The sequence below is a fragment of the Hydrogenophaga palleronii genome (assembly GCF_031457455.1).
Classification (GTDB): Bacteria; Pseudomonadota; Gammaproteobacteria; order Burkholderiales; family Burkholderiaceae_C; genus Hydrogenophaga; species Hydrogenophaga palleronii_A.
Genome location: NZ_JAVDWU010000001.1, coordinates 78,044 through 100,049, shown reverse-complemented (window position 1 = coordinate 100,049; position 22,006 = coordinate 78,044). Strand labels below are relative to the sequence as shown.

General features: G+C 64.3%; 25 protein-coding genes and 1 tRNA gene. 18 read left to right on the top strand and 8 right to left on the bottom strand.

Annotated elements, in window-relative coordinates; translation table 11 throughout:
* Window positions 1–22: 22 nt before the first annotated feature.
* A complete protein-coding gene (mutM, locus tag J2W49_RS00530; RefSeq protein ID WP_310310442.1) occupies window positions 23–838 on the bottom strand; it encodes a bifunctional DNA-formamidopyrimidine glycosylase/DNA-(apurinic or apyrimidinic site) lyase in 816 nt (271 codons plus the stop codon).
* A 290-nt stretch (window positions 839–1,128) separates the two neighbouring features.
* Here mutM and J2W49_RS00525 point away from each other — a divergent pair, with 290 nt between their 5' ends.
* The 7 genes from J2W49_RS00525 to pth all read left to right on the top strand — a co-directional run bounded on the left by J2W49_RS00525 (window position 1,129) and on the right by pth (window position 6,979).
* Entirely contained in the window at window positions 1,129–2,772 is a 1,644-nt protein-coding gene (locus tag J2W49_RS00525; RefSeq protein ID WP_310310440.1) for a tetratricopeptide repeat protein, read from the top strand.
* Complete coding sequence (locus J2W49_RS00520; protein ID WP_310310439.1) at window positions 2,769–3,278, top strand: lipoprotein insertase outer membrane protein LolB; 510 nt, start codon at window positions 2,769–2,771, stop codon at window positions 3,276–3,278. The genes J2W49_RS00525 and J2W49_RS00520 overlap by 4 nt, the downstream gene beginning before the upstream one ends.
* Window positions 3,279–3,298: 20 nt before the next feature.
* Complete coding sequence (ispE, locus tag J2W49_RS00515; protein WP_310312073.1) at window positions 3,299–4,177, top strand: 4-(cytidine 5'-diphospho)-2-C-methyl-D-erythritol kinase; 879 nt, start codon at window positions 3,299–3,301, stop codon at window positions 4,175–4,177.
* 92 nt (window positions 4,178–4,269) lie between these two features.
* A tRNA-Gln gene (locus tag J2W49_RS00510) sits at window positions 4,270–4,346 on the top strand.
* Window positions 4,347–4,441: 95 nt separating this feature from the next.
* Window positions 4,442–5,416, top strand: coding sequence for a ribose-phosphate pyrophosphokinase (locus tag J2W49_RS00505; protein ID WP_310310438.1), 975 nt, complete (start codon window positions 4,442–4,444; stop codon window positions 5,414–5,416).
* A 100-nt stretch (window positions 5,417–5,516) separates the two neighbouring features.
* Entirely contained in the window at window positions 5,517–6,140 is a 624-nt protein-coding gene (locus J2W49_RS00500; protein ID WP_310310436.1) for a 50S ribosomal protein L25/general stress protein Ctc, read from the top strand.
* Between the two features lie 158 nt (window positions 6,141–6,298).
* Window positions 6,299–6,979, top strand: a complete 681-nt coding sequence (gene pth / locus J2W49_RS00495) for an aminoacyl-tRNA hydrolase (RefSeq protein WP_310310434.1) — start codon at window positions 6,299–6,301, stop codon at window positions 6,977–6,979.
* Here the strand turns inward: pth and J2W49_RS00490 are convergent.
* Genes J2W49_RS00490 through J2W49_RS00470 form a run of 5 tightly spaced genes read right to left on the bottom strand, consistent with a single transcriptional unit; the run spans window position 6,919 to window position 11,350 of the window.
* Complete coding sequence (locus J2W49_RS00490; RefSeq protein ID WP_310310432.1) at window positions 6,919–7,227, bottom strand: YfhL family 4Fe-4S dicluster ferredoxin; 309 nt, start codon at window positions 7,225–7,227, stop codon at window positions 6,919–6,921. The genes pth and J2W49_RS00490 overlap by 61 nt on opposite strands.
* A gap of 27 nt (window positions 7,228–7,254) precedes the next feature.
* Window positions 7,255–7,773 (bottom strand): pantetheine-phosphate adenylyltransferase, encoded by a 519-nt coding sequence (gene coaD / locus J2W49_RS00485; RefSeq protein ID WP_310310430.1) that lies wholly within the window; start codon window positions 7,771–7,773, stop codon window positions 7,255–7,257.
* Between the two features lie 35 nt (window positions 7,774–7,808).
* Window positions 7,809–8,423 carry a 16S rRNA (guanine(966)-N(2))-methyltransferase RsmD gene (gene rsmD / locus J2W49_RS00480; RefSeq protein ID WP_310310429.1) on the bottom strand — a complete coding sequence of 205 codons (615 nt, stop codon included), beginning with the start codon at window positions 8,421–8,423 and terminating at the stop codon, window positions 7,809–7,811.
* Between the two features lie 53 nt (window positions 8,424–8,476).
* Complete coding sequence (locus tag J2W49_RS00475) at window positions 8,477–9,826, bottom strand: M16 family metallopeptidase (RefSeq protein ID WP_405000960.1); 1,350 nt, start codon at window positions 9,824–9,826, stop codon at window positions 8,477–8,479.
* 27 nt (window positions 9,827–9,853) lie between these two features.
* Window positions 9,854–11,350, bottom strand: coding sequence for a M16 family metallopeptidase (locus J2W49_RS00470; protein ID WP_310310425.1), 1,497 nt, complete (start codon window positions 11,348–11,350; stop codon window positions 9,854–9,856).
* Between the two features lie 29 nt (window positions 11,351–11,379).
* Between J2W49_RS00470 and ftsY the strand changes: the two genes are divergently transcribed.
* Window positions 11,380–12,417: a signal recognition particle-docking protein FtsY gene (gene ftsY, locus J2W49_RS00465; protein ID WP_310310423.1), complete on the top strand. Its 1,038-nt coding sequence runs from the start codon at window positions 11,380–11,382 to the stop codon at window positions 12,415–12,417.
* Between the two features lie 4 nt (window positions 12,418–12,421).
* Here the strand turns inward: ftsY and J2W49_RS00460 are convergent, their stop codons facing one another.
* Window positions 12,422–12,652: a zf-HC2 domain-containing protein gene (locus J2W49_RS00460; RefSeq protein ID WP_310310421.1), complete on the bottom strand. Its 231-nt coding sequence runs from the start codon at window positions 12,650–12,652 to the stop codon at window positions 12,422–12,424.
* Window positions 12,649–13,227: a sigma-70 family RNA polymerase sigma factor gene (locus tag J2W49_RS00455; protein ID WP_310310419.1), complete on the bottom strand. Its 579-nt coding sequence runs from the start codon at window positions 13,225–13,227 to the stop codon at window positions 12,649–12,651. Before J2W49_RS00455 ends, J2W49_RS00460 begins: the two co-directional genes overlap by 4 nt.
* An 81-nt stretch (window positions 13,228–13,308) precedes the next feature.
* Here J2W49_RS00455 and J2W49_RS00450 point away from each other — a divergent pair, with 81 nt between their 5' ends.
* The 10 genes from J2W49_RS00450 to J2W49_RS00405 all read left to right on the top strand — a co-directional run bounded on the left by J2W49_RS00450 (window position 13,309) and on the right by J2W49_RS00405 (window position 21,923).
* A complete protein-coding gene (locus tag J2W49_RS00450) occupies window positions 13,309–13,857 on the top strand; it encodes a peroxiredoxin family protein (protein WP_310310417.1) in 549 nt (182 codons plus the stop codon).
* Between the two features lie 139 nt (window positions 13,858–13,996).
* Complete coding sequence (locus J2W49_RS00445) at window positions 13,997–14,314, top strand: BufA1 family periplasmic bufferin-type metallophore (RefSeq protein ID WP_310310415.1); 318 nt, start codon at window positions 13,997–13,999, stop codon at window positions 14,312–14,314.
* Between the two features lie 4 nt (window positions 14,315–14,318).
* On the top strand, window positions 14,319–15,251 hold the full coding sequence (gene bufB / locus J2W49_RS00440) for an MNIO family bufferin maturase (RefSeq protein WP_310310413.1): 933 nt from the start codon (window positions 14,319–14,321) through the stop codon (window positions 15,249–15,251).
* Complete coding sequence (locus J2W49_RS00435; protein ID WP_310310411.1) at window positions 15,248–16,120, top strand: HvfC/BufC family peptide modification chaperone; 873 nt, start codon at window positions 15,248–15,250, stop codon at window positions 16,118–16,120. The genes bufB and J2W49_RS00435 overlap by 4 nt, the downstream gene beginning before the upstream one ends.
* A complete protein-coding gene (locus tag J2W49_RS00430) occupies window positions 16,117–16,617 on the top strand; it encodes a DoxX family protein (protein WP_310310409.1) in 501 nt (166 codons plus the stop codon). The genes J2W49_RS00435 and J2W49_RS00430 overlap by 4 nt, the downstream gene beginning before the upstream one ends.
* A 27-nt stretch (window positions 16,618–16,644) precedes the next feature.
* Window positions 16,645–17,868 (top strand): ABC transporter substrate-binding protein, encoded by a 1,224-nt coding sequence (locus tag J2W49_RS00425; protein ID WP_310310407.1) that lies wholly within the window; start codon window positions 16,645–16,647, stop codon window positions 17,866–17,868.
* 177 nt (window positions 17,869–18,045) lie between these two features.
* Complete coding sequence (locus J2W49_RS00420; RefSeq protein ID WP_310310405.1) at window positions 18,046–19,713, top strand: ABC transporter permease; 1,668 nt, start codon at window positions 18,046–18,048, stop codon at window positions 19,711–19,713.
* Complete coding sequence (locus J2W49_RS00415) at window positions 19,710–20,372, top strand: ATP-binding cassette domain-containing protein (RefSeq protein WP_310310403.1); 663 nt, start codon at window positions 19,710–19,712, stop codon at window positions 20,370–20,372. The genes J2W49_RS00420 and J2W49_RS00415 overlap by 4 nt, the downstream gene beginning before the upstream one ends.
* On the top strand, window positions 20,365–20,970 hold the full coding sequence (locus tag J2W49_RS00410) for a CDP-alcohol phosphatidyltransferase family protein (RefSeq protein ID WP_310310400.1): 606 nt from the start codon (window positions 20,365–20,367) through the stop codon (window positions 20,968–20,970). The genes J2W49_RS00415 and J2W49_RS00410 overlap by 8 nt, the downstream gene beginning before the upstream one ends.
* Before the next feature lie 11 nt (window positions 20,971–20,981).
* The gene (locus J2W49_RS00405; RefSeq protein ID WP_310310398.1) at window positions 20,982–21,923 is read left to right on the top strand and encodes a lysylphosphatidylglycerol synthase transmembrane domain-containing protein; all 942 of its coding nucleotides are present in this window, start codon (window positions 20,982–20,984) and stop codon (window positions 21,921–21,923) included.
* Window positions 21,924–22,006: the final 83 nt, after the last annotated feature.

The following is a 22,006-nucleotide window of genomic DNA, read 5'->3' as shown; positions in this document are numbered from 1 at the left end:
CGCCCAAGGGCGCCGCTGCTCCTCAAGGTTTCTGGCAAGTGGGACAGAAAAAGGTCGACCGCTGACCCTGGCGCATGACCTTCACGAAACTACCACAGACCCGGCAGGGCAAACCAGCCCGCCCGTAAACCATCGCGTCCAGTTGAAAGTAGCCAGTTTGACCTTCGGCACTGGAGAAATCGCGCAGCGTGCTGCCTCCCAGCGCCAGCGCGCGCTGCAGGACCGTGACGATGGCCCCATGCAGACGCAATGCCCTCGGCTTGCTCAGGCGGTCGGCACGCACGGAGGGCCGAATGCGGGCGGCAAACAACGCCTCGGACGCATAGATGTTGCCGACACCCACCACCATGTCACCCGCCAGGAGCGCCTGTTTGATGCTGGTGCGGCGCTGGCGCAAGGCCTGATGGAACCGCAATGGTTCAAAACCGGCCTCAAGCGGTTCGACGCCCAGCCGTCCCAGAAGCTTGGTGGCGGGCGGTGCGTCCAACGCTGTGGCAAAGACCACAGCGCCAAATCGTCGAGGGTCGTGAAGGCGCAGAACACCCTTGCTGGTGTGCAGCTCAAAGTGGTCGTGTGGACCTCGCTCAGACAATGTGGGCGCAAACTGCAGGCTGCCCGACATGCCCAGATGCAACAGCAAGATACCGACATCCATCTGAAGGATCAGGTATTTGCCTCGCCTGGTCACGGTGTGCACGGTGCGCCCTTCGAGCGCAGAAGGCTCGCATCCGAGCGGCCAGCGAAGCGGTTTTCCCACATGCACGCCCAACACGCTCGCCCCAGCGATGCGGTCAGAGAAACTCCGGCGGGTGACCTCGACTTCGGGCAATTCAGGCATGGGGCTTGGGCATTCGCAAATGGTGTGGAACGCAATCAGGGTCTTGGACTCTCATCCCCTTTCGGCCACAAAGCTTCAATTATCATCATCCGATGAATACCCTGAGCAGCACCCCCACACCCCATCCGGATCGTCAGGGTAGCCATCCCGTACCTGCCCGGCTTCATCGCCGTGTCAGTCTCGCCCTGTTGGCCACGTGGCTGACATGCTCCTCGCTGACAGCTTGTGCGCAGACCGCCGCCCCCGCCCAGCCCACGCCTGAACCCGTCAGCAACACATCTGAAGCTGTTGTGAATTCCGGGCTCGATGCCCCGTTGTTCTACCAGTTGCTGATCGGCGAACTCAATGCGCGTGCGGGTGATGCCGGCGCTGCCTACTCGCTGATCCTGGATGCGGCCCGCAAGCGACAGGATCCGCTCCTGTATCGGCGAGCGGTCGACATCGCGTTGCAGGCACGGTCCGGCGAATCTGCACTCAGTGCTGCCCAGGCGTGGTCAACGGAGCTGCCGGGGTCCCCCGACGCCGACCGGTTCGTCCTGCAAATCCTGCTTGCACTCAATCGCGTGGCAGAAACCGGGCCTGCGCTCTCCTCGCTGCTGGCTTCAGGTGCAGGCGAGCTGCGCGACGAAACCATCAATGCCATTCCGCAAACCTACGCGCGCGTCTCCGACAAGGCGCTCGCACTGCAAGTGGTTCGGGACGCGCTCGCACCCTACCTTCAGGGCCCTCATGCGCCTGCCGCATGGACCACCATCGGGCGCATGGAATTGGGACTGGAACAACCCGAAGCTGCGTTGACATCAGCGCGCAAGGGCCATACAGCGAATCCACCATCGCCCTTTCCGGCCATGCTGGCCCTTGAATTGGTGGAACGCGGCCAGCAAGGCGCGGAAGACATCGTGCGCGACCATTTGCGCGTGGCCTCGCCTACCGGTCCTTTCGGATCACAGGTCCCGCTGGCCTACGCCCGTATCCTGCTTGACCTTCAGCGCACAGCGGAGGCTGCCCGCGAACTGGAGCGCCTGACCACCCACCAGCCTGATTTGGCCGATGCCTGGTTGCTCCAGGCCACGATCCAGGTCCAGGAAAACAAGCTGGACGCGGCCAGCCACTCTCTGCAGAACCACATGCGGCTTGCGCGAGAGGCAGGCGACGAACGATCGACTCGAAGCCTGACCCAGGCCTATTTGCTCATGGCGCAGATCGCAGAAAAGCAAAAGGATTTTCAGGCCGCAAACGCCTGGCTTGACCGCATCGAGAATGCAGACGACATCATGGCTGCCCAGATGCGGCGCGCATCGCTGCTCGCCAGACAGGGGCAAATGACTCAGGCCAGGGCCTTGCTGCGCAACCAGCCGGAGCGCCGCCCCGATGACGCTCGGCTCAAGCTCGTGGCTGAAGCCCAGTTGCTCAGGGATTTCAAGGAATGGCAAGAGGCCTATCTGGTCTACAAGGAGGCCGTGAGCCGGTTCCCGGACCAGACCGACCTGCTCTACGATCAGGCGATGATGGCTGAGAAGGCCAACAATCTGCCAGAGATGGAAGCCTTGCTCAGGCAATTGATGGCAATCAAGCCCGATTTCCACCACGCCTACAACGCGTTGGGCTACTCTCTGGCCGACCGCAATGTCCGGCTTCTCGAGGCCAAGGCACTGATCGAAAAAGCCGTGGAACTCGCACCAGGCGACGCCTACATCCAGGACAGCCTGGGTTGGGTTGAATTCCGTATGGGCAATACGTCGCGAGCGTTGAGCATTCTTCAAGCTGCCTATGGCAAGCGCCCGGACGCCGAAATCGCCGCCCACCTGGGTGAGGTGTACTGGGCGATGGGTCAGCGGGAACAGGCATTGAAAATCTGGCGCGAAGGTCTGCTTCTGGCCAGCGACAACGAAACCCTGCTCAATACCCTGAAGAGACTGCAGGTGCAGCCGTGAGTCGTCCGATTCGGCCGCGCACCGGAGGGTGGCGGCTCTGGAGCGTGGTGGCATGCGCCGCCCTGTTGATGACCGCCTGCGCCACCCCGCAGACACCGGTTCTGCCCGGTGAGTCGGTATGGATGGGTCGCCTGGCACTCACTGTTCATACCGAGCCCGTTCAATCGGTGGCCGCCGGCTTTGATCTCAGGGGCTCGCCCGATGCGGGTTCCCTTTTGCTCACATCGCCTTTGGGCAATGCCGTGGCCAGGGTCGTGTGGTCTGAAACGGACGCCGAATGGCGCCAAGGCGATCAGGTGATCAAAAAGCGCAATCTTGAAGAACTCACCACCGAACTGGGTGGAACGGCGCTGCCGGTGGCCGCCCTGTTCGCCTGGCTGAACGGAACCGCCTTGGAAATTGATGGCTGGCAAGCCGACCTGTCACGCCACACAGAGGGCCGCATCACGGCAAGGCGCACCCATCCTTTGCCCAGTGCCGAATTGCGCCTGGTTTTGCAGCAATGAGCACCCTCGCCACGCCGGCGCTGCGGCGACTGCTGGATGTGCCCGCACCCGCCAAACTCAACCTGTTTCTTCACGTCACCGGCCAACGGCCTGACGGTTATCACTTGTTGCAGTCGGTCTTCATGTTGATCGACTGGTGCGATCTGCTCCATTTTGAGATCCGAGCCGACGGCCTTGTCACGCGGGAAGACATCTCTGGCCCCTCCCTCCCCGCAGAAGACCTTTGCATCCGGGCCGCCCAAGCGCTGAAGGCCGCCACAGGGTGTCCGCTGGGCGTGCACATCGGACTGGAAAAACACCTGCCCTCGGAGGCCGGACTGGGTGGCGGCTCTTCCGATGCCGCGACTTGCCTGCTGGCACTGAACCGGCTGTGGGGGCTCGGCCTCACCCGCGGGCAGCTTGCAGCCATCGCCCTGCCCCTGGGCGCTGATGTGCCCTTTTTCATTGGCGGGCAGACCGCCTGGGTAGAAGGTATCGGCGAAAAACTCACACCCGTTTCCTTGGAGAAGGCCCGTTTTGTTGTGGTCAAACCACCAGGAGGCGCAGCCACACAGCAGATTTTCCGATCACCCCGACTCAAAAGGGACACGGAAACTGCTATACTCCAAGGCTTTGCTGCAAACGAGTCAGCGGACACGTTGAAACTCGATCTCCAGAAAATTCTGGACTTCGGCCACAACGATCTGCAACCCGTCGCGCAGGACTTGTGCCCTGATGTGGGACTGTGCATTGACTGGCTTCAGCGCCACGATTTGTCAGGTCGCATGACGGGATCAGGTACCGCGGTATTTGCACATGTGGGGCCCCCGCCGGCTTTGACCGACGCGCCAGGCACATGGACGGTACAAGTTTGCAGCAACATGGATTCGCATCCATTGTTTGGCTGGTGTCGCGATTAGAATATCGGGCTCAGCGGCCGAGCACTGAATACGGATTCAGCGACATTTTTTTGGCTGCCTGCCGGGTGACAAGCCCAGCGAGCAGCTTGCGTAGGGGAGTCGCCAAGTTGGTTAAGGCACTGGATTTTGATTCCAGCATGCAAAGGTTCGAATCCTTTCTCCCCTGCCACCCTTTTTAAGCACGACGAGCACGCGATCAGCCATTTCAGAATGGCTTTTTTTGACGACAGCTTCAGACGCTTCGTTCAAACCGCTGGAAACACCATGCAAGTTCAGCCCCCGGATTTCATGATCTTCACCGGGAATGCCAACCCGGTGCTGGCTGCGGAGATTGCCCAGCACCTGGGCACGCAGCTCGGCGCGGCCAATGTTGGGCGTTTCTCGGATGGTGAAGTGACCGTCGAGATCACCCAGAACGTCCGGGCACGGCATGTGTTCGTGATCCAGTCCACCTGCGCCCCGACCAATGAAAACCTGATGGAGCTGATCATCATGGTCGACGCGCTCAAGCGTGCGTCGGCCGTGAGCATTTCTGCGGTCATCCCCTACTTCGGCTACGCCCGCCAGGACCGGCGCCCCCGTTCCAGCCGCGTGCCGATCTCGGCCAAGGTCGTGGCCAACATGCTCCAGGCCGTTGGCGTGAACCGCGTGCTGACCATGGACCTGCACGCCGACCAGATTCAGGGATTCTTCGACATCCCGGTCGACAACATCTACGCCTCTCCCGTGCTGCTGGGCGATCTGCGGCAGAAGAACTACCCCGATCTGCTGGTGGTGTCACCAGACGTCGGTGGCGTGGTGCGCGCCCGTGCGCTGGCCAAGCAGCTCAACTGCGACATGGCCATCATCGACAAGCGGCGTCCCAAGGCCAACGTGTCCGAAGTGATGCACGTGATCGGTGACATTGAAGGCCGCAACTGCGTGATCATGGACGACATGATCGACACGGCAGGGACGCTGGTCAAGGCGGCCGAGGTGCTCAAGGAGCGCGGCGCCAAGCACGTGTATTCGTATTGCACACACCCCATTTTTTCCGGCCCGGCCATTGAGCGCATTGCCAAGGGAACCGCACTGGATGAAGTGGTGGTGACCAACACCATTCCACTGTCTCAGGCTGCACAGGCCTGTTCCAAGATTCGCCAGCTTTCCGTGGCACCGCTGATGGCCGAGACCATTGCGCGCATTGCTTCCGGTGAGTCGGTCATGAGTTTGTTTGCCGATCAGGACAATCTTTTCTAAGAGGTCCTGCAGGCAGCAAAAAGCAAGCGCCCCTCGTGTGAGGGGCTGCTTTTTTTAACAGAGGCGTTCTGGTCGCGGAATCCCTCAATTGGAGAATGTCATGCAATTTGTCGCTTTTGAGCGCGCCAAGCAGGGTACGGGTGCGAGCCGCCGTCTGCGCAACACCGGTCGCGCGCCCGGTATCGTGTTTGGCGGTGATACGCCAGCCATCACGATCGAACTCGATCACAACGCCCTGTGGCATGCCCTGAAGAAGGAAGCCTTCCACTCGGCCATTCTGGACATGGACATCGGCGGCAGCGTGCAAAAAGTGCTGCTGCGCGATGTGCAGTACCACCCCTACAAGCCACAAGTGCTTCACGTGGACTTTCAGCGCGTCAACGAAAAGACCCGTCTGCGCAAGAAAGTGCCTCTGCATTTTGAAGGTGCAGATAACTCGCCAGCCGTGAAGGTCGACAAGTGCGTGATCAACCACGTGATGAACGAGATCGAAATCGAGTGCCTGGCCACCCAGTTGCCCGAAAACATCGTGGTCGACCTGAGCGAAGTGACCAAGGGCAGCACCATCCACACGGGTGACATCAAGCTGGCCAAGGGCATCAAGCTGGTCATGCACGGCCGCTCCAACCTGACCGTGGCGACCGTGGTTGAGCCGGTCGAAGAAGTGGTGGCCGCACCCGTGGTGGCCGCGACCGACGACAAGAAGGGCAAAAAGAAGAAGTAAGTCCTTCCGGACATTGCCTTCTGCCACCAACGGCCCGCTCTGCGGGCCGTTTCCATTTCAGTTGCTCCACCGAGCAGCGCCCGACCCACGTCGCATGAAACTGCCCAATCCAGGGGGAGCGGGGGTGTTCCCTTCTAGCCTCACCGATAATCCCTCGCATGATCCGACTCATCGCTGGCCTGGGCAATCCAGGACCCGAATACGAACACACGCGCCACAACGCGGGCTTCTGGTGGGTGGACGAGGCTGCGCGCCAGCTCAAGGTGTCGATGCAGATGGAGCGAGGGCACCAGGGGTTGGTGGCCCGCGCCAATGTGGATGGACAGTCTGTGTGGCTGATCGAGCCCCAGACCTTCATGAACCTGTCTGGGCGCGCAGTCGCCTCGCTCGCCCGCTTCTACAAGATCGCGCCTGAAGAGGTACTGGTCATCCACGACGAGCTGGACCTGCCTCCCGGCGAGGTCAAACTCAAAAAGGGTGGCGGCCATGCGGGTCACAATGGCTTGCGTGACATCCACGCGCAGCTGGGCAGTCCCGACTACTGGCGCCTGAGGATCGGCATCGGCCACCCGGGCAACAGAAACGAAGTGGCGAACTGGGTGTTGAAGAAACCATCGCCAGACGACCGCATCGCCATTGCACAGGCGCTGGATCGCAGTCTGAAGGCGCTGCCCCAACTGATTGCCGGTGACATGGACAAGGCCACTGCGCAGATTCACACCAGCAAACCGCCCCGACCCAAACCACCCAGGCTCGAGAAAAAGGAAGAACCTGGCGCTCAGGTCTTGGTCAATGCCGGATCCGCCACAGGCGCGCCACCCGCATCTGAAGACGCCTGACCCTGCTGCTGCAATCGCTGGTATTTCTGCCAGAGCGTTTCCCGGCTCTCGATGTGTTCGGGGTGGATGGGAATGCAGCTCACCGGGCACACCTGCACACACTGGGGTTCGTCAAAGTGCCCGACACACTCGGTGCACTTGGACGGATCGATCTCGTAGATCTCCTGACCCATGTAGATGGCCTGATTGGGGCATTCCGGCTCGCACACATCGCAGTTGATGCATTCGTCGGTGATCATGAGTGCCATAGTGTGCAGCCTTTCCTGTACCGCCGCTCAGGCTTGCAACGGCGCGGGAGCCAGACGCCGGGCCACGGGCGGGCTCACCATGCTTGAGACATCACCACCCAGCGTCGCAATCTCGCGCACCAGCGTGCTGGAGATGCACTGCAGTTCGGCCTGCGGCAGAAGGAACACGGTCTCCACAGCGGGGTGCAGTTTGCGGTTCATCGCGGCCATCTGGGCTTCATAGTCAAAGTCGGTGATGTTGCGGATGCCTCGGACCACCGCCACCGCACCGGTTTGCCGGCAGAAATCCATGATCAGGCCGTCAAACGGCAGCACCCGTACGCGCCCGGGCACGTCCCGCGTGGCTTCAGCGGCCATCTCCAGGCGTTCCTTCAGGCTGAAGCGGGTCTTCTTGTGGTGGGCAATGGCCACGGCCAGCACCACCTCGTCAAACAGTTGCGCGGCACGGCGCACCACATCCTCATGGCCCAGGGTCAGGGGATCAAAGGTACCGCTGTACACAGCGATGCGGCCACCGGTCGTGGTGGTGGACAACTCAGCATTCATCCGGGAATTATGCGCGAGGGGCCCCGTTCAGCCACTCACTGCCCGGGCAATGTCCGCAACAGGTGAAAGGCCACGGCACCCGCGCGTCCCTGGCGATGCATCTCCAGACCCATGCGCGAAAGCTCGTCGGTGGTCCAGGGTCGGGGTGCTTCGAGGTAGATGAACCCCTGGGGACCAATGGACTGGCGAGCGGCGGCCAGGGCAGAGGCAAAGAGCGCTTCGTTGCCTCCATCCGCAAAAGGTGGGTCCAGAAACACCACATCCAGGTTCTGACCGGCACGTTGTCTCAGGGCGGCCACGGCATCGCCACGTTCCACCTTCACAGCGTCCGCCTTGAGCTGGTCCTTCATGCGGCGCAGAAGCGTCAGCAGGACATTGTCATGTTCCACCAGCACCACCTCGGCCGCACCGCGAGAAGCAGCCTCCAGCCCCAGCGCACCGGTGCCGGCAAAGGCATCCAGACAGCGCCAGCCGCTGAGGTCCTGGCCCAACCAGTTGAAGAGCGTTTCGCGCACCCGTGCCGGTGTGGGACGCAGCCCGGGTGCGTCGACCACGGTGAGCCTGGTTCGTTTCCACTGGCCGCCGATGATGCGAACCTCGTGGGGAGCCTTGGCCAGGCGGCCAGCTGCTTTGTTGCCTGATGCTTTCATGCGGCTAGCTTACGGCAACTGCCGCTCGCGCCGTAAGCCTGCGCGCAGCACCATCAGGGTTGGGCACCCACGACCACGGTGGCCATGCGGTCGGGTTGCAGCACCCGGGTGAAGGCACGCCGGATGTCGGCCACCGTCACGCGCTCCACCTGTTCGGTCCAGGTGTCCAGGTAGTCCAGCGGCAAACCGTTCCAGGCGATGTTGGAGACGTTGTCGAGCAGCTTGCGGTTGCTGTCAATGCGCAGGGCAAAGCTGTTGACGAGGTATTCCTTGGCGGCCTTGAGCTCTTCGTCGGTAGGTCCCTCGGCCACGAAGTCGCGCACCACGTCCCGCACCACGCCCACCGCCTGGTAAGCCTGGTCGGGTCGGGTCGTCAGGCCGATCTGAAACGCACCGGCATGCAGGCCAGGAGAAAAATAGCTGTACACGCTGTAGCTCAGCCCCCGCTTTTCCCGCACTTCGGTAGTCAGGCGCGACACGAACCCGCCGCCTCCCAGAATGTAGTTGCCCACGAACAGCGGAAAGAAGTCGGGGTCGTCGCGTGCCACGCCGGGCTGCCCTACGAGCACCTGTGCCTGCGCGGCCTTGAACGGCATCCGCTCTTCGATCGCACGGTCCAGTGGCTTCACTTGGGGAACGTCCGTCAACGGTTCGCAGCCATGCGGCTGGACCGCAGCCATGAGCTGGCTGACGATGCGGTCGCTGCCGGCACGATCGATGGCGCCCACCAGGCTGATCTGGGCACGACAAGCGGCCACGTGGCGGCGGTAGAAGCCTCGCATGTCGGCCACCGAGATGGCGTTGAGCGTGTCGGCCACGGCTTCGAATCCATAGGGGTGGTCACCAAAAACCGCGCGCGAAAAGGCACGTCCCGCATGGGTGGCCGGGCGGTTTTCTGCCTCTTTCAATGCGGCCAGCGTGCGCTCACGGTCGCGCTGCCAGACGTTTTCGGGCCACGCAGGTGCGGCCAGTTGTCGTGCGGCCAAAGCCACGGCCTGCTCCAGCAACGCTGGCTCCGTGAGGGTGCGCAGGGAAACGGTAAAACGATCGGCCGATGCCTGTGCGCCGAACTGGGCGCCCAGGTCCACCCAGGCTTCGCTCAGCTGATTCTCATCGAGCGCCGGTTTGTTGCCATGGGGCATCACGCCGCCGGAAAACAGGCCGGCAGTGGCGCTCGCCAGACCGGCTTTGGCCCTGGGTTCACGCCGGCTGCCGCCATCGAAATTCACCTGCACGTCCAGCATCGGCAGCGCGGGCGTGGCCACCAGATACACACGCGCACCACTGGCATGGGTCCAGTGCTCGATCGGAATGGCCGCCTGGGCATGGGCCCCCAAGAAGCAGACGCCAAGGACACACAGTAGTCGTTTGAAAGGGGTACGGAACAACGAAATAGATGACATGGAAATTCCAGGCAGCGCGGTTGCGTGTCAATGACGAAGGGCAGGACGGTTGCCGGCAGCGGCAGGCGTGGCGGTTTCGCGCCGCCCGGGTTCGGGCACCAGCACGCCAGTGGTGAGCTGTTCGTCGCTGAAATAGCGCTGGGCCACAGACTGCACCTGCGCAGCCGTCACACCTTGCAGCAGCTTCATGAGGCGATCACCCGTATCGACAGGCATGCCGTTGATCCAGTAGCTGCCCAGTTCGCGCGCCTGGTTGAACACGGAGTCGAGCTTGTAGATTTCGCTGGCAGTCCACTGGGTTTTCACGCGGCGCAGCTCTGCCTCGCTGACGCCCTCCCTGGCAATGCGTTCGATTTCGGACTTCAGGGCGGCGGTGGTCATCTCGGGCGTCACGCCACGCGCCGGCACGGCGCTGAGCAGGAACAGCTGCGGTCCTCGCCCCATGAGGCCGTAAGACGCGCCCGCGGTATCGGCCACGCGTTTGCCGCCCGCCCCGGAGCCCTGCACCAGCGCGCGTTCCAGCCGGGCACCGCTGTATCCGTCGAGCACGGCCGACAGCACGGTGAGTGCGAGCGCATCCTGCTGCGAGCCGTCGCCGGCATCGCCCTCGCCGGTCCAGCGCGGCGCCTTCCAGGCAAGTGCGACCAGAGCCTGGTCGGCCACGGCGCGGAACTCAAGCTTGCGCGGGCCGACCTGCAAAGGCTCTTCACGCGGCTTGCGCGCTGGCAGGGCCCTTGCAGGGATTCGGCCATAGATGTCTTCGGCCAGGGCCCGCACCTGCGCCACATCCACGTCGCCAGCGATCACCACGGCCGCATTCGTCGGGCTGTACCAGCGCCGGTAGAACTCGCGCACGTCGTCGGGTGTCATGGCGTCGAGGTCGCTCATCCAGCCCACAATGGGGCGGCGATAGGGGTTGGCCTGAAAGACCATCGCGTTGAGCGCTTCGAACATTCGCGCACGGGGCGATTCTTCGGTGCGTTGCCGCCGCTCTTCCTTGATGACCTCGATCTCGCGCACGAATTCTTCGTCGGCCCATTGGGTGCGGGCAAACCGATCGGCCTCCAGCCGCATCATGGCCTCCAACTGATGGGAAGGCACCTGCTGGTGGTAGGCGGTGGCGTCGCGGCTGGTGAAGGCGTTGTCGCGCCCGCCCAGCGCGGCCACGCGTCGCGAGAACTCACCAGGCTTCAGGTCTGGCGTACCCTTGAACATCATGTGCTCGAGCGCATGGGCCACGCCGGAGGTGCCATCGACCTCGTCCATGGAGCCCACCCGCACCCACAGCATGTGGGCCACCGTAGGCGCCCGGCGGTCCGGGCGCACGATAAGGGTCATGCCGTTGGCGAGGGTGAATTGTTGTGCGACGGGCGCCTCCTCCCCGGGAGACGCGGCAGCCACAACGGCCGGAGGAGGTGCTGTCAGGGGTGTCTGGGAAGGCGTTGCCGCCAGCGCGGCAGGGGAGAGAACCAGGGCGAACGTGGCCGCCATCAGTGCGTTGTGCGCGAGCAAAGAGCGTTTCATAGAATGCAATGGATTCTAGAGATGGAAAAATGTTCTCGTTCTTTCGCAAAAAACCGCCCACACCCGAACCCGTCGCCCCCACACCGGCGCTGCCGGAGCCCCCAGCCGCGCCAGCCGAAGCCGAGCCTGCGCCACCGGCGCAGGTGGCAGCCGCGCCGCTGGAGGCCCCCAGACGGAGCTGGATGGACAAGCTCAAGGTGGGTCTGCGCAAGACAGGCTCCAGCCTGGCCACCGTCTTTACCGGCACGCAGATCGACGATGCGCTGTACGAAGACCTCGAAACCGCCCTGCTGATGGCCGACAGCGGCGTCAAAGCCACCGAATTTCTGCTCGCCGACCTCAAACGCCGCGTCAAGGAAACCAGGACCACCGACCCGGCTGCTGTGAAGGGCCTGCTGGCCGACGCCATTGCAGACCTGCTCAAGCCGCTACAGAAGGCCCTGGTGATCGGCGAATACAAGCCCACGGTGGTGATGGTGGCCGGCGTCAATGGCGCGGGCAAGACCACATCCATCGGCAAACTCACGCGTCACCTGGCCAGCGAAGGCGCCACCGTGCTGCTCGCGGCGGCCGACACCTTCCGCGCGGCCGCGCGCGAACAACTGGCCGTCTGGGCCGACCGCAACACAGTGGAGATCATCACCCAGCAAGGCGGCGATCCGGCTGCGGTGAGCTTCGATGCGGTGACGGCTGGCAGATCACGCGGGCGCGATGTGGTGCTGGTCGACACCGCCGGGCGTCTGCCCACCCAGCTGCACCTGATGGAAGAGCTGCGCAAGATCAAGCGCGTGGTTCAGAAGGCCGACGCCACAGCGCCGCACGAGGTGCTGCTGGTCATCGACGGCAACACCGGCCAGAACGCACTGATGCAGGTCAGGGCGTTTGACGAAGCGCTGGGGCTCACTGGCCTGATCATCACCAAACTCGATGGCACCGCCAAGGGCGGCGTGATCTGTGCCATCGCACGGGAAAAGCCCATTCCGGTGTACTTCATCGGAGTGGGTGAAAAGCTCGAAGACCTGGAAACCTTCAACGCGCGGGAATTTGCGCAGGCCCTGCTGGCCTGAAGGCTCACGCTTTTTCCCGTTCACCTGCTTCGTCCGCGTCCGCGTAATTGCGCCATTGCTTCATGGCGTTGCGCATGGTGAGCAGTTGCCGCTCGAAGCGCGGGCACGCCTGGCACATGGCCATGTGCAAACGCAATGCCAGGCGGTCGGCCAGCGGCAACTCGCGGTCTTCGCGTGCGATCAACAGCGCGGAGACTTCCTTGCAGGTGCGGCGAAAAGGGTAGACGGGCTTCATGTTGGCTGTGCAAACCAGTTCAGTTCAAGACACTCGCGCAAACGGAGTCGGGCCCGATGCAACTGGACGTAGAGGTTGGTCGGTGTCAGCGAGAGTTCCTTACAGATGTCTTCGCTGGAGAGTTCCAGCCATTCGCGCATCAGAAACAGCCGCCCCTGCGCTGGCGGCAGCTTTTCAGTGCACGCCTCGAGTACAGCAAAAAACTGGCGGCTCTGCATGTCGCGCTCCGGATTGCCCCACTCTGCCGGCTTTTCGGCGAAATGGCCATCCGTCTTGAATGCCATATGGTCCAGCGGATCGGCGGTGTCGTCGTCGGTGCCCCCGTCGAGCACCACTTCGCGCTGCCGTTGGCGCAGCGTGTCGATGATCTTGTGTTTGAGGATCCCCACCAGCCAGGTCTTGAGCTGCGAGCGGGCTTCGAAGGCTTGCGGCTTGGCCAGCGCGGCCACCAGGGTCTCTGACACGGCGTCTTCCGCCCACGCGTCGTTGCGCAGCTGGAGGCGCGCAAAACGCATCAGGTAGTCACGCAAGGCGACCAGTTGCTGCTCGTACTCGGAAGGGGTTTGTGGTGGCATGGAGAGGCTCGTTGGCGTGCAAGTGTAAGGAAAGGCGACATCGGCTGACGAATTCGGGTCATCTCCACCGAGGAATCACCCATGCCACTGGCCCCATTGACCACTGAACGTCGCCTTGCTCTGCCCTCACGCCGGCGGTTGCTGGCTTTCCTGCCCGCCTGCGCGCTGGCCCTGCCCGGCCTGCTGCGGGCAGCCACCCCTGGCACCAGCGAGCCGCCTGAACTGGAAGGCACTGCGTCGAATGGCCAGCGCATCCGCCTCGACGCACTGCGAGGGCAGGTGGTGCTGGTGTTTTACTGGTCCACCGGGTGTGCCGTCTGCCGTGACACGATGCGTGAACTGCGCGCCAACCTCGCTGGCTGGAAGGACCAACCCTTCACCTTGCTGGGCGTCAACATGGACGCCAATATTCAGGACTTTCTGACCTACGAAAAGCTGGTGGCCCAGACAGTGCCAGGAAGCCCGCATTTCGTCTCGGTTTCGGCGCTTGGCCCGGGCTTTCGCGACACCATGGGCCGACCCGAACAATTGCCAGGTGGCTGCCTGATTGACAAGCAGGGCCGACTGGTGGAGCGCTACGCCGGGCGCATTGCGCCCGCCACGTGGGACCGGATTGCGGACCTGCTCTGAGCCGGTCTGAAGATTTTTTCGGATTCCTTGTAAGAACCCTTCACACAGGCCGACTCACCCACAACCGATGTGCCCATGCGCTGCAGAGGCCGCGGTTGTTTCCACTTCCTCACTTTTCACAATCTCAGGAGCCATTGAAATGAACCAACGCACCGTGATCACCGCCGCCGCCGCATCGCTGATGTCACTCGCCATGTTGTCGAGCCCCGCCCTGGCCCAGAACGCCGCCAAAGAAAAGTGCTTCGGCATTGCCAAGGCTGGGCAAAACGACTGCGCCAACCTCGCGGGTACCCATTCCTGCGCCGGCCAGTCCAAGGTCGACAACGACAAGGGCGAATGGAAGTACGTGGCCGCTGGCACCTGCAAGCAGATGAGCGGCATGACGATGGAAGAGGCCAAGGGCGGCATGATGAAAAAAGACGACATGAAGAAAGACGACATGATGAAAAAGGGCTGATGCCATGTCGTCCGCCGATCCCCTCAGTGCCTCGCAAATCGCCCCATTGCGTCCGCCTGTGGGCATCGGTTGGCGCCATCCGCATTACGCCGAACTGATCGATCGGCGACCGGCCCTGAATTTCATCGAGGTCCATTCAGAGAACTTTTTCGGCGATGGTGGTGCGGCTGTCGCCGTGCTGCATGAAGGCCGATCGCACTACCCTGTCAGCCTGCACGGCGTGGGGCTCTCGCTGGGTTCGGCCGCCGGCCTGGACAACGCACACCTGGAGCAACTGGCCCGGCTGGTCGAGCGGATTGAACCGGTCCGGGTGAGTGACCATGCCAGCTTCGCACGGACCCCGCTGCCCGGTGCGACGGGCATCCACCTGCACGCCGCCGACCTCTTGCCCACTCCCATGACCTACATAGCACTCGATGCCATGTGCGCCAACGTGCAGCGCGTGCAGGACCGGTTGCGCCGCCCCATTGCCGTGGAGAACCTGTCGGCCTACATCCAATGGCGCGACAGCGACATGGACGAACCCACCTTCCTCAACGCCCTGGCCGAACGCACAGGCTGTCAGCTGCTGGTTGACGTGAACAACATCTATGTGAACGCACTCAACGCTCGGTTGCGGGGCGCCACCGACATGCCCCTGGCCGCCTGCCAGCGCTGGCTGGACGCCATCAACCCCCGGGCTGTGGCAGAAATCCATGTGGCCGGTCATGTCGACTGCGGCGACATCGTGATTGACGATCACGGCAGCCGGGTGATGGAATCGGTCTGGTCGCTCTATCGCCACGCCTTGACGCGATTCGGCGCCATCCCCACACTGGTCGAGTGGGACACCGATATTCCCGAACTGGACGTGTTGCTGCAGCAGGCCACGACGGCACTCGGCCACGCGCGAGAGGTCATGGTCATGTTGCCTGAGACAGAAGGACTTCCCGCATGACCGCGAGCGCGTCTTCTGCACTGGAGAGAGACCAGCAAGCCCTGCTGACAGCCCTGTTCGCCCATCCTGGCGAAGGCTCGGCAGGAGCGTCGCTTGCGGCGCTCTCATTCACGCTGGATACCGAATCCCCCCAGGCCCATCGGGGATGGATGGCCTACCGCGCCAACGGCCACGCCCTGGCCGAGCGCACGCTGAACGCGGCCTACCCGGTGGTTGCGGCCTTGCTGGGGGCAGACAATTTCGCGCTGCTGGCGCGCGACCTGTGGCACCGCCACCCACCCACGCAGGGTGACCTGGCCTGCTGGGGTGGTGAACTGCCCACGTGGTTGGCTGGCAGCGAATCCTTGGCAGACGTGCCTTACCTGGCCGACGTGGCGCGGGTGGAATGGGCCATGCATCGCGCAGCCACTTGGCCGGACGCGACCGTGGACACCGCCAGCTTCGCCCGCCTGTCCACCGAAGACCCTGCAGGCTTGTCTCTCGCATTGGCACCTCGCACCACGTTGATCGACAGCGGCTTCCCGGTGGTGGCGTTGATCACCTCCCATAAGACTGGCGAACCCGAACTCTCTGAAGTGGGCGGGATGCTGCGTGCGGGTGTGAAACAGAGCGCGCTGATCTGGCGCCACGGGGTTCGACCCCGGCTGGCACCCTGCCCCCCTGCGGAGCAGGTCTTGTTGCGTTCCCTGATGGTGGGCAGCGACCTGCTGTCGGCGCTCAGTGAGGCGAGCGCAACTGAGCCAGCCAATACCTCCAAGCTCGATTTCGACTTTTCCGAGTGGCTCATCGGTGCCGTCACCGATGGGCTGGTGATCGGTGTTCGCACCGCTGCACCACTTTCTTCAAACGCCATGGAGTCACCCTCATGATCCGCCACACCCCCATTCATTTCGCCCTGGACCTCTGGAGCCGGTTCAGCAGCATGCTGGACAGCCTGCGGCCGCTCGCAGCGCTCCTCGCGCGGGCCTATCTGGCCCAGGTGTTCTTCCTCTCTGGTCTGACCAAAATCCGCGACTGGGAGATCACGTTGCTGCTGTTCACGGAGGAGTACCAGGTGCCTTTGTTGTCCCCGCAGGTGGCTGCCGTCATGGGCACCGCGGGCGAACTGGTGTTGCCCGTGTTGCTGCTGCTGGGTCTGGCCGGACGCTTTGCCGCGCTGGGCCTCAGCGTGGTCAATGTGGTGGCGGTACTCAGTCTGAGCGAGATCGCACCCGCTGCTCTGCAGCAGCACATCACCTGGGGCGTGTTGCTGGCCGCCTTGGTCATCTATGGCGTGGGCCGCTGGTCGGTGGACTGTCTCTGGCTCAAGCCCTGGTCTGTGCGACAAGCGCCCCAGCAGGAAATGCCTGCCCATTCCATCCGGTAAGCTCACCCAAACGCTGGAGACCCTACCTTGCATCCCGGAAAAAACACCCTCACCCGCCGCGAATGGCTTGTACTGGCCGGTGCCGCCGCCAGCAGCAGCCTGCACCCTGCCCTGGCCCAAACCGGCACTGCATGGAGCGAAATAGAAAAAGCGGCCCGCGGACAGACCGTGTACTTCAACGCCTGGGCCGGCAGCGAACGCACCAACGCCTACCTGCAATGGGTGGGCGCACAGGTGCTGGCGGCCCATGGCGTGAAGTTGGAACACGTGAAGATCACCGACACCGCCGACGTGGTCAAACGCGTGCGCGCCGAGAAGGCCGCCGGGCGTGGTGCGGGCGAGGGCACGGTGGACCTGGTCTGGATCAACGGTGAGAACTTTGCCACCATGAAGCGCGACGGCCTGTTGTTCGGGCCTTTTGCGGAAAGCCTGCCGAACTTCCGCTACGTGGACACTGCCGGCAAGCCCACCACACTCAACGATTTTTCGGTGCCCACGGAGGGCATGGAGTCGCCCTGGGGCATGGCCCAGTTCACCCTGTATGCGGACAGCCGCCGCCTGCCCAATCCACCTCAGAGCATGGCCGAGCTGCTGACCCTGGCGCGCAGCCAGCCTGGCCGCATCAGCTACCCCCGCCTGCCCGATTTCACCGGCACCACCTTCGTCAAACAGGCACTGATCGAAACCGTGGGTGATGCGTCGGTGCTGGCCCGGCCGCCGGTGGATGCCGACTTCGCCCGCGTGACGGCGCCGCTGTGGGCGTTCCTGGACAGTCTGCATCCGCAGCTGTGGCGCGCCGGCAAACAGTTCCCGCAAAACCCGGCCGCCATCCGCCAGATGATGGCCGACGGCGAACTGCTGCTGGGGCTGACCTTCAATCCGAACGAGGCTGCCAACGAAATTGCCGCCAAGCGCCTGCCGGAAAGCGTGGTGAGCTGGCAGTTCGCCAAGGGCACCATCGGCAACACACATTTCGTGGCCATCCCGTACAACGCACGCGCTGCTGCCGGCGGACAGGTGGTGGCCAACTTCCTGCTCTCGGCCCAGGCACAGGCGCGCAAGGCCGACATCGCGGTCTGGGGCGACCCGACCGTGCTCGACGTGGCGCGCCTGCCCGCCGCCGAACGCGCCCGGTTCCCGAGCCAGCCACTGCCAGGTCAGGTGCGTGTCAGCGCTTCCACGTTGCCCGAGCCTCATGCGGGCTGGGTGGATCCCCTTGAGCGGGAGTGGACACGGCGCTACGGTAGCTAAATGTGAAACACCCCCGCCGCGCTCCGCGCGACCCCCTCAAGGGGGCGATTCCAGTCGTCCGGCAGAGCCGGCCCGACGGCATCTCTGGATGGAGTCATTTCGCACCGGAAAAGGAAACGCTCACCCGCCGCGCTGCGCGCGACTTCCAGGGTGCAGACGGCACCATGACGAACTGACATGACGCTCGTTCACAGGGCGGCGGTTTTGGCGCTTCTGGCGTTGGTCGCCCTGCCGGTGCTGGCCACCGCCGCCATGGCCATGGGCGCCCTGCTCGACGCCGAAGCCTGGCGCGCGCTGTGGCACAACACCCAATGGCGTCGCGCACTGGGCTTGAGCCTGTGGACCGGCCTGGCCTCCACCATGCTGGCCTGGTGGTGCAGCGCCGCGCTGCTGGCCCAGGGGTTTGTGCGGCGTTCGCTGGGCCGGCTGTTGCGCGGCCTGCCGGTGATGCTGGCCACGCCGCACGCCGCCTTCGCCATCGGCCTGGTGTTTCTGGTATCGCCCAGCGGCTGGCTTCTGCGCCTGTTGTCGCCCTGGTTCACTGGGTTCGACTTCCCGCCTCCGTGGCCCACCACACAGGACCCCTGGGGTTTGGGCCTGATCGTGGCCCTGGTCGCCAAGGAGATTCCTTTTCTGCTGTGGACCGCCGCCACCCAGTTGCAGCGCGACGACGTGCGACGGCGTTGGCAGGCCGAACACGCCATCGCGCAGACACTGGGCTACGCGCCCCAGCGGGCATTCTGGCGCGTGGTCTGGCCCCAGCTCGCACCCCGGTTGTTCTGGCCGCTGATGGCGGTGCTGGCCTACGGGCTCACGGTGGTGGACCTGGCCCTGGTGATCGGGCCTGCGGCGCCTCCCACGCTCGCGGTGCTGGCGTGGCAATGGTTGCAGGACGCCGATCTGGCGATCAACGCCCAGGGCGCGGTGGCCGGTGGCGTGCTGGCGCTCGCCGTTCTGCTGGTCGGCCTGGGTTGGCGCAGTGCTCAGCAAGCCTGGTCCACATTGAGCCGGCACACCTCAGGGCGCCGCGGCCGGGCTCCACCAACGGATTCCACGCCAAATCAAGGGGCTTCCCTGCCCTGGTCGTTCATCGCACTGGCCAGTTTGTACGGCGCCGTTTTGCTGTCGCTGGCAGTGGGCAGCGTTGCCGGCGTGTGGCCCTTCCCCCATCTCTGGCCCGAGCGCTTCACTGCGCAGGCCTGGACGAGTGTGTGGGCCAGCCGTGGCACCGTGCTCAACACCCTGGGCCTGGCTACCGCATCGTCCGCGCTGGCATTGATCTGGAGCGTGGCCTGGCTGGAGCTCGCACCGCGGCATTGGAACCGTGCGTTGCGCCCCGTGCTCTACCTACCCCTGGTGCTGCCGGCCGTTCTGTGGGTGGTGGGTCTGTATGCGCTGGCGCTGCAATGGCGGCTGGAAGGTCAGTGGAGCGGGCTGCTGGTGGCGCACACCTTGATGGCCCTGCCCTATGTGCTGCTGGCCTTGTCGCCCGCCTACCTGGGTTTTGACCCGCGCTACGCACAGCTCAACGCCAGCCTGGGGCACGGTCGCTGGACGCTGCTGTGGCGCGTCAAGTGGCCTTTGCTGCGGCGCGCGCTGGCCGCCGGCGCCGCTGTGGGATTCGCCGTGAGCGTGGCCCAGTACCTGCCCACGCTCTACATCGGCGCAGGGCGGTTTGCCACCGTGACCACCGAGGCCGTGACACTGGCCGCCGGCGCGCAGCGCTCGCTCACCAGTGCCTACGCCTGGCTGCAGTTCGTGCTGCCCGTGCTGGGGTTTGCGCTGGCCGCATGGGTGGGCCGACCACGGCGATTTACAGTGCAGGATCAACCTCAGATTCAATGACCCTGTCCGTTCGCATCGATCACCTTGGCAGCCCGCAACGCACCCTGTTGCGCGATCTGCACTTCAACGTCCCGCCGGGCCGCATCCTCACCCTCATGGGGCCCAGTGGCTGCGGCAAAAGCTCGGTGCTGGGCGCCATCGCCGGTACCCTGTCGGCGGTGGCTGAGGGCGCGCATGCGCTGTCCTTTCGAGGCTCGGTACAGCTCGACGGCGTGGATCTGCACCACCTGCCTACGGCGCGACGCGGCATCGGTCTGTTGTTCCAGGACGATCTGCTGTTTGCGCACATGAGCGTGGCAGAGAACCTGCTGTTTGCCGTGCCGCCAGGGGAGCGCGACTTGCGCCGTGCTCAGGTGGTACAGGCGCTGGAAGAAGCCGGCCTGCCCGGCTATGGCGACCGCGACCCGGCCACCCTCTCCGGCGGGCAGCGCGCGCGCGTGGCGCTGATGCGCGCCCTGCTCGCCCGCCCCCGCGCACTGTTGCTCGACGAACCCTTTGGCCGGCTTGACGCCACGTTGCGCGACCAGTTCCGCCAGTTCGTGTTCGAGCACGTGCGCTCGCGGGGCATCCCGGTGGTGCTGGTCACGCACGATGCGGCCGACATCGCCGACCCCGCACTGGTGGTTGATCTGTCGACAGCGTGCACCGGTCATGCTTGACCGCGCCATTCAACAGGCCATCAAGCCCGTGCTCACCCGCGCGGCGCGCGTATTGGTGAGCTGGGGCGTCGGGGCAGATGCGCTGACCTTTGCCGGATTCGCCGTCGGCATGGGGGCGGCGCTGTCCATTGCCTTGCACCAGTACATGATCGGCTTGGTCCTGTTGCTGCTGTCACGCCTGCTGGATGGCCTGGACGGCGCGGTGGCGCGCACCACCACGCCCACGGACCGGGGGGGCTTTCTGGACATCACGCTGGACTTTCTGTTCTACGCCGCCATACCGCTGGCCTTTGCGGTGGCCGACCCTGCCACCAACGCGCTCGCCGCAGCGGTGCTGCTGGCGGCTTTCATCGGTACCGGCAGCAGCTTTCTGGCGTTTGCCGCGGTGGCAGAAAAGCGCCGCCTGACCTCGATGGCCTTCCCGGACAAAAGCTTCTACTTTCTGGGTGGCCTGACCGAAGCCACCGAAACCCTGCTGGCCTTCACCGCCATGTGCCTGTGGCCGCAGCATTTCGCGGTCATTGCCTACGGCTTTGCGGTGCTGTGCGGCATCACCACCGCGCTGCGCATCGGCTGGGGCTGGCAACGCTTCCGGTGAAACGCCCGCGCATGAACACTCAAAAAGCCTCAGCGCCAAGCGCCGCCTCCGGCTGGCTGCGCGGCTTGTCGGTGCTGCTGGTGCTGGCGCTGGTCACCTATCTGGTGCTGGCGAAGCCCGTCGCACTCGGCGACCTTGTGCAGCAGATTCAGGCGCTGCCAATGGTGCTGTGGGCCCAGTTGCTCGGGCTCACACTGGTGAGCTATGCCGCCCGCTTCTTGCGCTGGCACAGCTTTTTGCACGCGCTTGGGCATCGCGTGCCGTGGGGTCGCCAGTTGCACATCTACCTGGCGGGCTTTGCCATGGCGGTGACCCCGGGCAAGGCCGGTGAAACGGTGCGCTCGCTCTACCTGAAGCCACTGGGCGTGGGCTATGTGCACAGCGTCGCCGCATTCTTGTCGGAACGATTGCTGGACCTGCTCACCGTGGGCCTGCTGGCCACACTGGCCATTGGCTGGCTGCCCGATCACCGCACCGGGGCGTGGCTGGCGGTAGCGGGTTGTGTGGCGGTGGTGTGGGTGTTCCGCACGCACGGCCTGGAATGGCTGGCCCGCAGGCTGGGCGCTGGCGCACTGGGTCGCCACACCTCCGATGGCCTGGCCGCCATTTCGCACCTGCTGTCAGGCCAGCGCCTGGGGCTGGCCCTGCCGCTGAGCGCCCTGGCGTGGGCCGCGCAAGGCATGGCGATGTACGCCGTGCTGTCGATGCTCGGGCACGATATTGCGGCCGCGGATGCGGTGGCCATCTTTGCACTGGGTCTGCTGGCGGGCGTGGCCTCTTTCATTCCTGGCGGTGTGGGCGCCACCGAGACCGCCATGGTGCTGCTGCTCCACGCTCAGGGAGTGGGCACGGCCGATGCGCTCACTGCTGCGTTGCTCAGTCGGACCTTGCCGCTGGCGGTGGGGCTGACGGTGGGGGTGGTGGCTTTGAGTGGATTGGCATGGAAGAGGTGAACACCCCCGCGGCGCTTCGCGCCACCCCCTCGAGGGGGCGATACCAGCGGCCCGGCAAAGCCGGTTCCACGGTATCTCTGGAA

Bases quoted from the DNA above. Each gene is read 5' to 3' on its own strand.
- J2W49_RS00435 (WP_310310411.1), top strand. From the start codon at position 15,248: ATGACCGCGAGCGCGTCTTCTGCACTGGAGAGAGACCAGCAAGCCCTG.
- ftsY (WP_310310423.1), top strand. From the start codon at position 11,380: ATGTTCTCGTTCTTTCGCAAAAAACCGCCCACACCCGAACCCGTCGCC.
- J2W49_RS00405 (WP_310310398.1), top strand. From the start codon at position 20,982: ATGAACACTCAAAAAGCCTCAGCGCCAAGCGCCGCCTCCGGCTGGCTG.
- J2W49_RS00410 (WP_310310400.1), top strand. From the start codon at position 20,365: ATGCTTGACCGCGCCATTCAACAGGCCATCAAGCCCGTGCTCACCCGC.
- J2W49_RS00430 (WP_310310409.1), top strand. From the start codon at position 16,117: ATGATCCGCCACACCCCCATTCATTTCGCCCTGGACCTCTGGAGCCGG.
- J2W49_RS00445 (WP_310310415.1), top strand. From the start codon at position 13,997: ATGAACCAACGCACCGTGATCACCGCCGCCGCCGCATCGCTGATGTCA.
- J2W49_RS00500 (WP_310310436.1), top strand. From the start codon at position 5,517: ATGCAATTTGTCGCTTTTGAGCGCGCCAAGCAGGGTACGGGTGCGAGC.
- J2W49_RS00505 (WP_310310438.1), top strand. From the start codon at position 4,442: ATGCAAGTTCAGCCCCCGGATTTCATGATCTTCACCGGGAATGCCAAC.
- mutM (WP_310310442.1), bottom strand. From the start codon at position 838: ATGCCTGAATTGCCCGAAGTCGAGGTCACCCGCCGGAGTTTCTCTGAC.
- coaD (WP_310310430.1), bottom strand. From the start codon at position 7,773: ATGAATGCTGAGTTGTCCACCACCACGACCGGTGGCCGCATCGCTGTG.
- J2W49_RS00415 (WP_310310403.1), top strand. From the start codon at position 19,710: ATGACCCTGTCCGTTCGCATCGATCACCTTGGCAGCCCGCAACGCACC.
- J2W49_RS00490 (WP_310310432.1), bottom strand. From the start codon at position 7,227: ATGGCACTCATGATCACCGACGAATGCATCAACTGCGATGTGTGCGAG.
- J2W49_RS00460 (WP_310310421.1), bottom strand. From the start codon at position 12,652: ATGAAGCCCGTCTACCCTTTTCGCCGCACCTGCAAGGAAGTCTCCGCG.
- J2W49_RS00455 (WP_310310419.1), bottom strand. From the start codon at position 13,227: ATGCCACCACAAACCCCTTCCGAGTACGAGCAGCAACTGGTCGCCTTG.
- J2W49_RS00420 (WP_310310405.1), top strand. From the start codon at position 18,046: ATGACGCTCGTTCACAGGGCGGCGGTTTTGGCGCTTCTGGCGTTGGTC.
- rsmD (WP_310310429.1), bottom strand. From the start codon at position 8,423: ATGAAAGCATCAGGCAACAAAGCAGCTGGCCGCCTGGCCAAGGCTCCC.
- bufB (WP_310310413.1), top strand. From the start codon at position 14,319: ATGTCGTCCGCCGATCCCCTCAGTGCCTCGCAAATCGCCCCATTGCGT.
- pth (WP_310310434.1), top strand. From the start codon at position 6,299: ATGATCCGACTCATCGCTGGCCTGGGCAATCCAGGACCCGAATACGAA.
- J2W49_RS00470 (WP_310310425.1), bottom strand. From the start codon at position 11,350: ATGAAACGCTCTTTGCTCGCGCACAACGCACTGATGGCGGCCACGTTC.
- J2W49_RS00475 (WP_405000960.1), bottom strand. From the start codon at position 9,826: ATGTCATCTATTTCGTTGTTCCGTACCCCTTTCAAACGACTACTGTGT.
- J2W49_RS00450 (WP_310310417.1), top strand. From the start codon at position 13,309: ATGCCACTGGCCCCATTGACCACTGAACGTCGCCTTGCTCTGCCCTCA.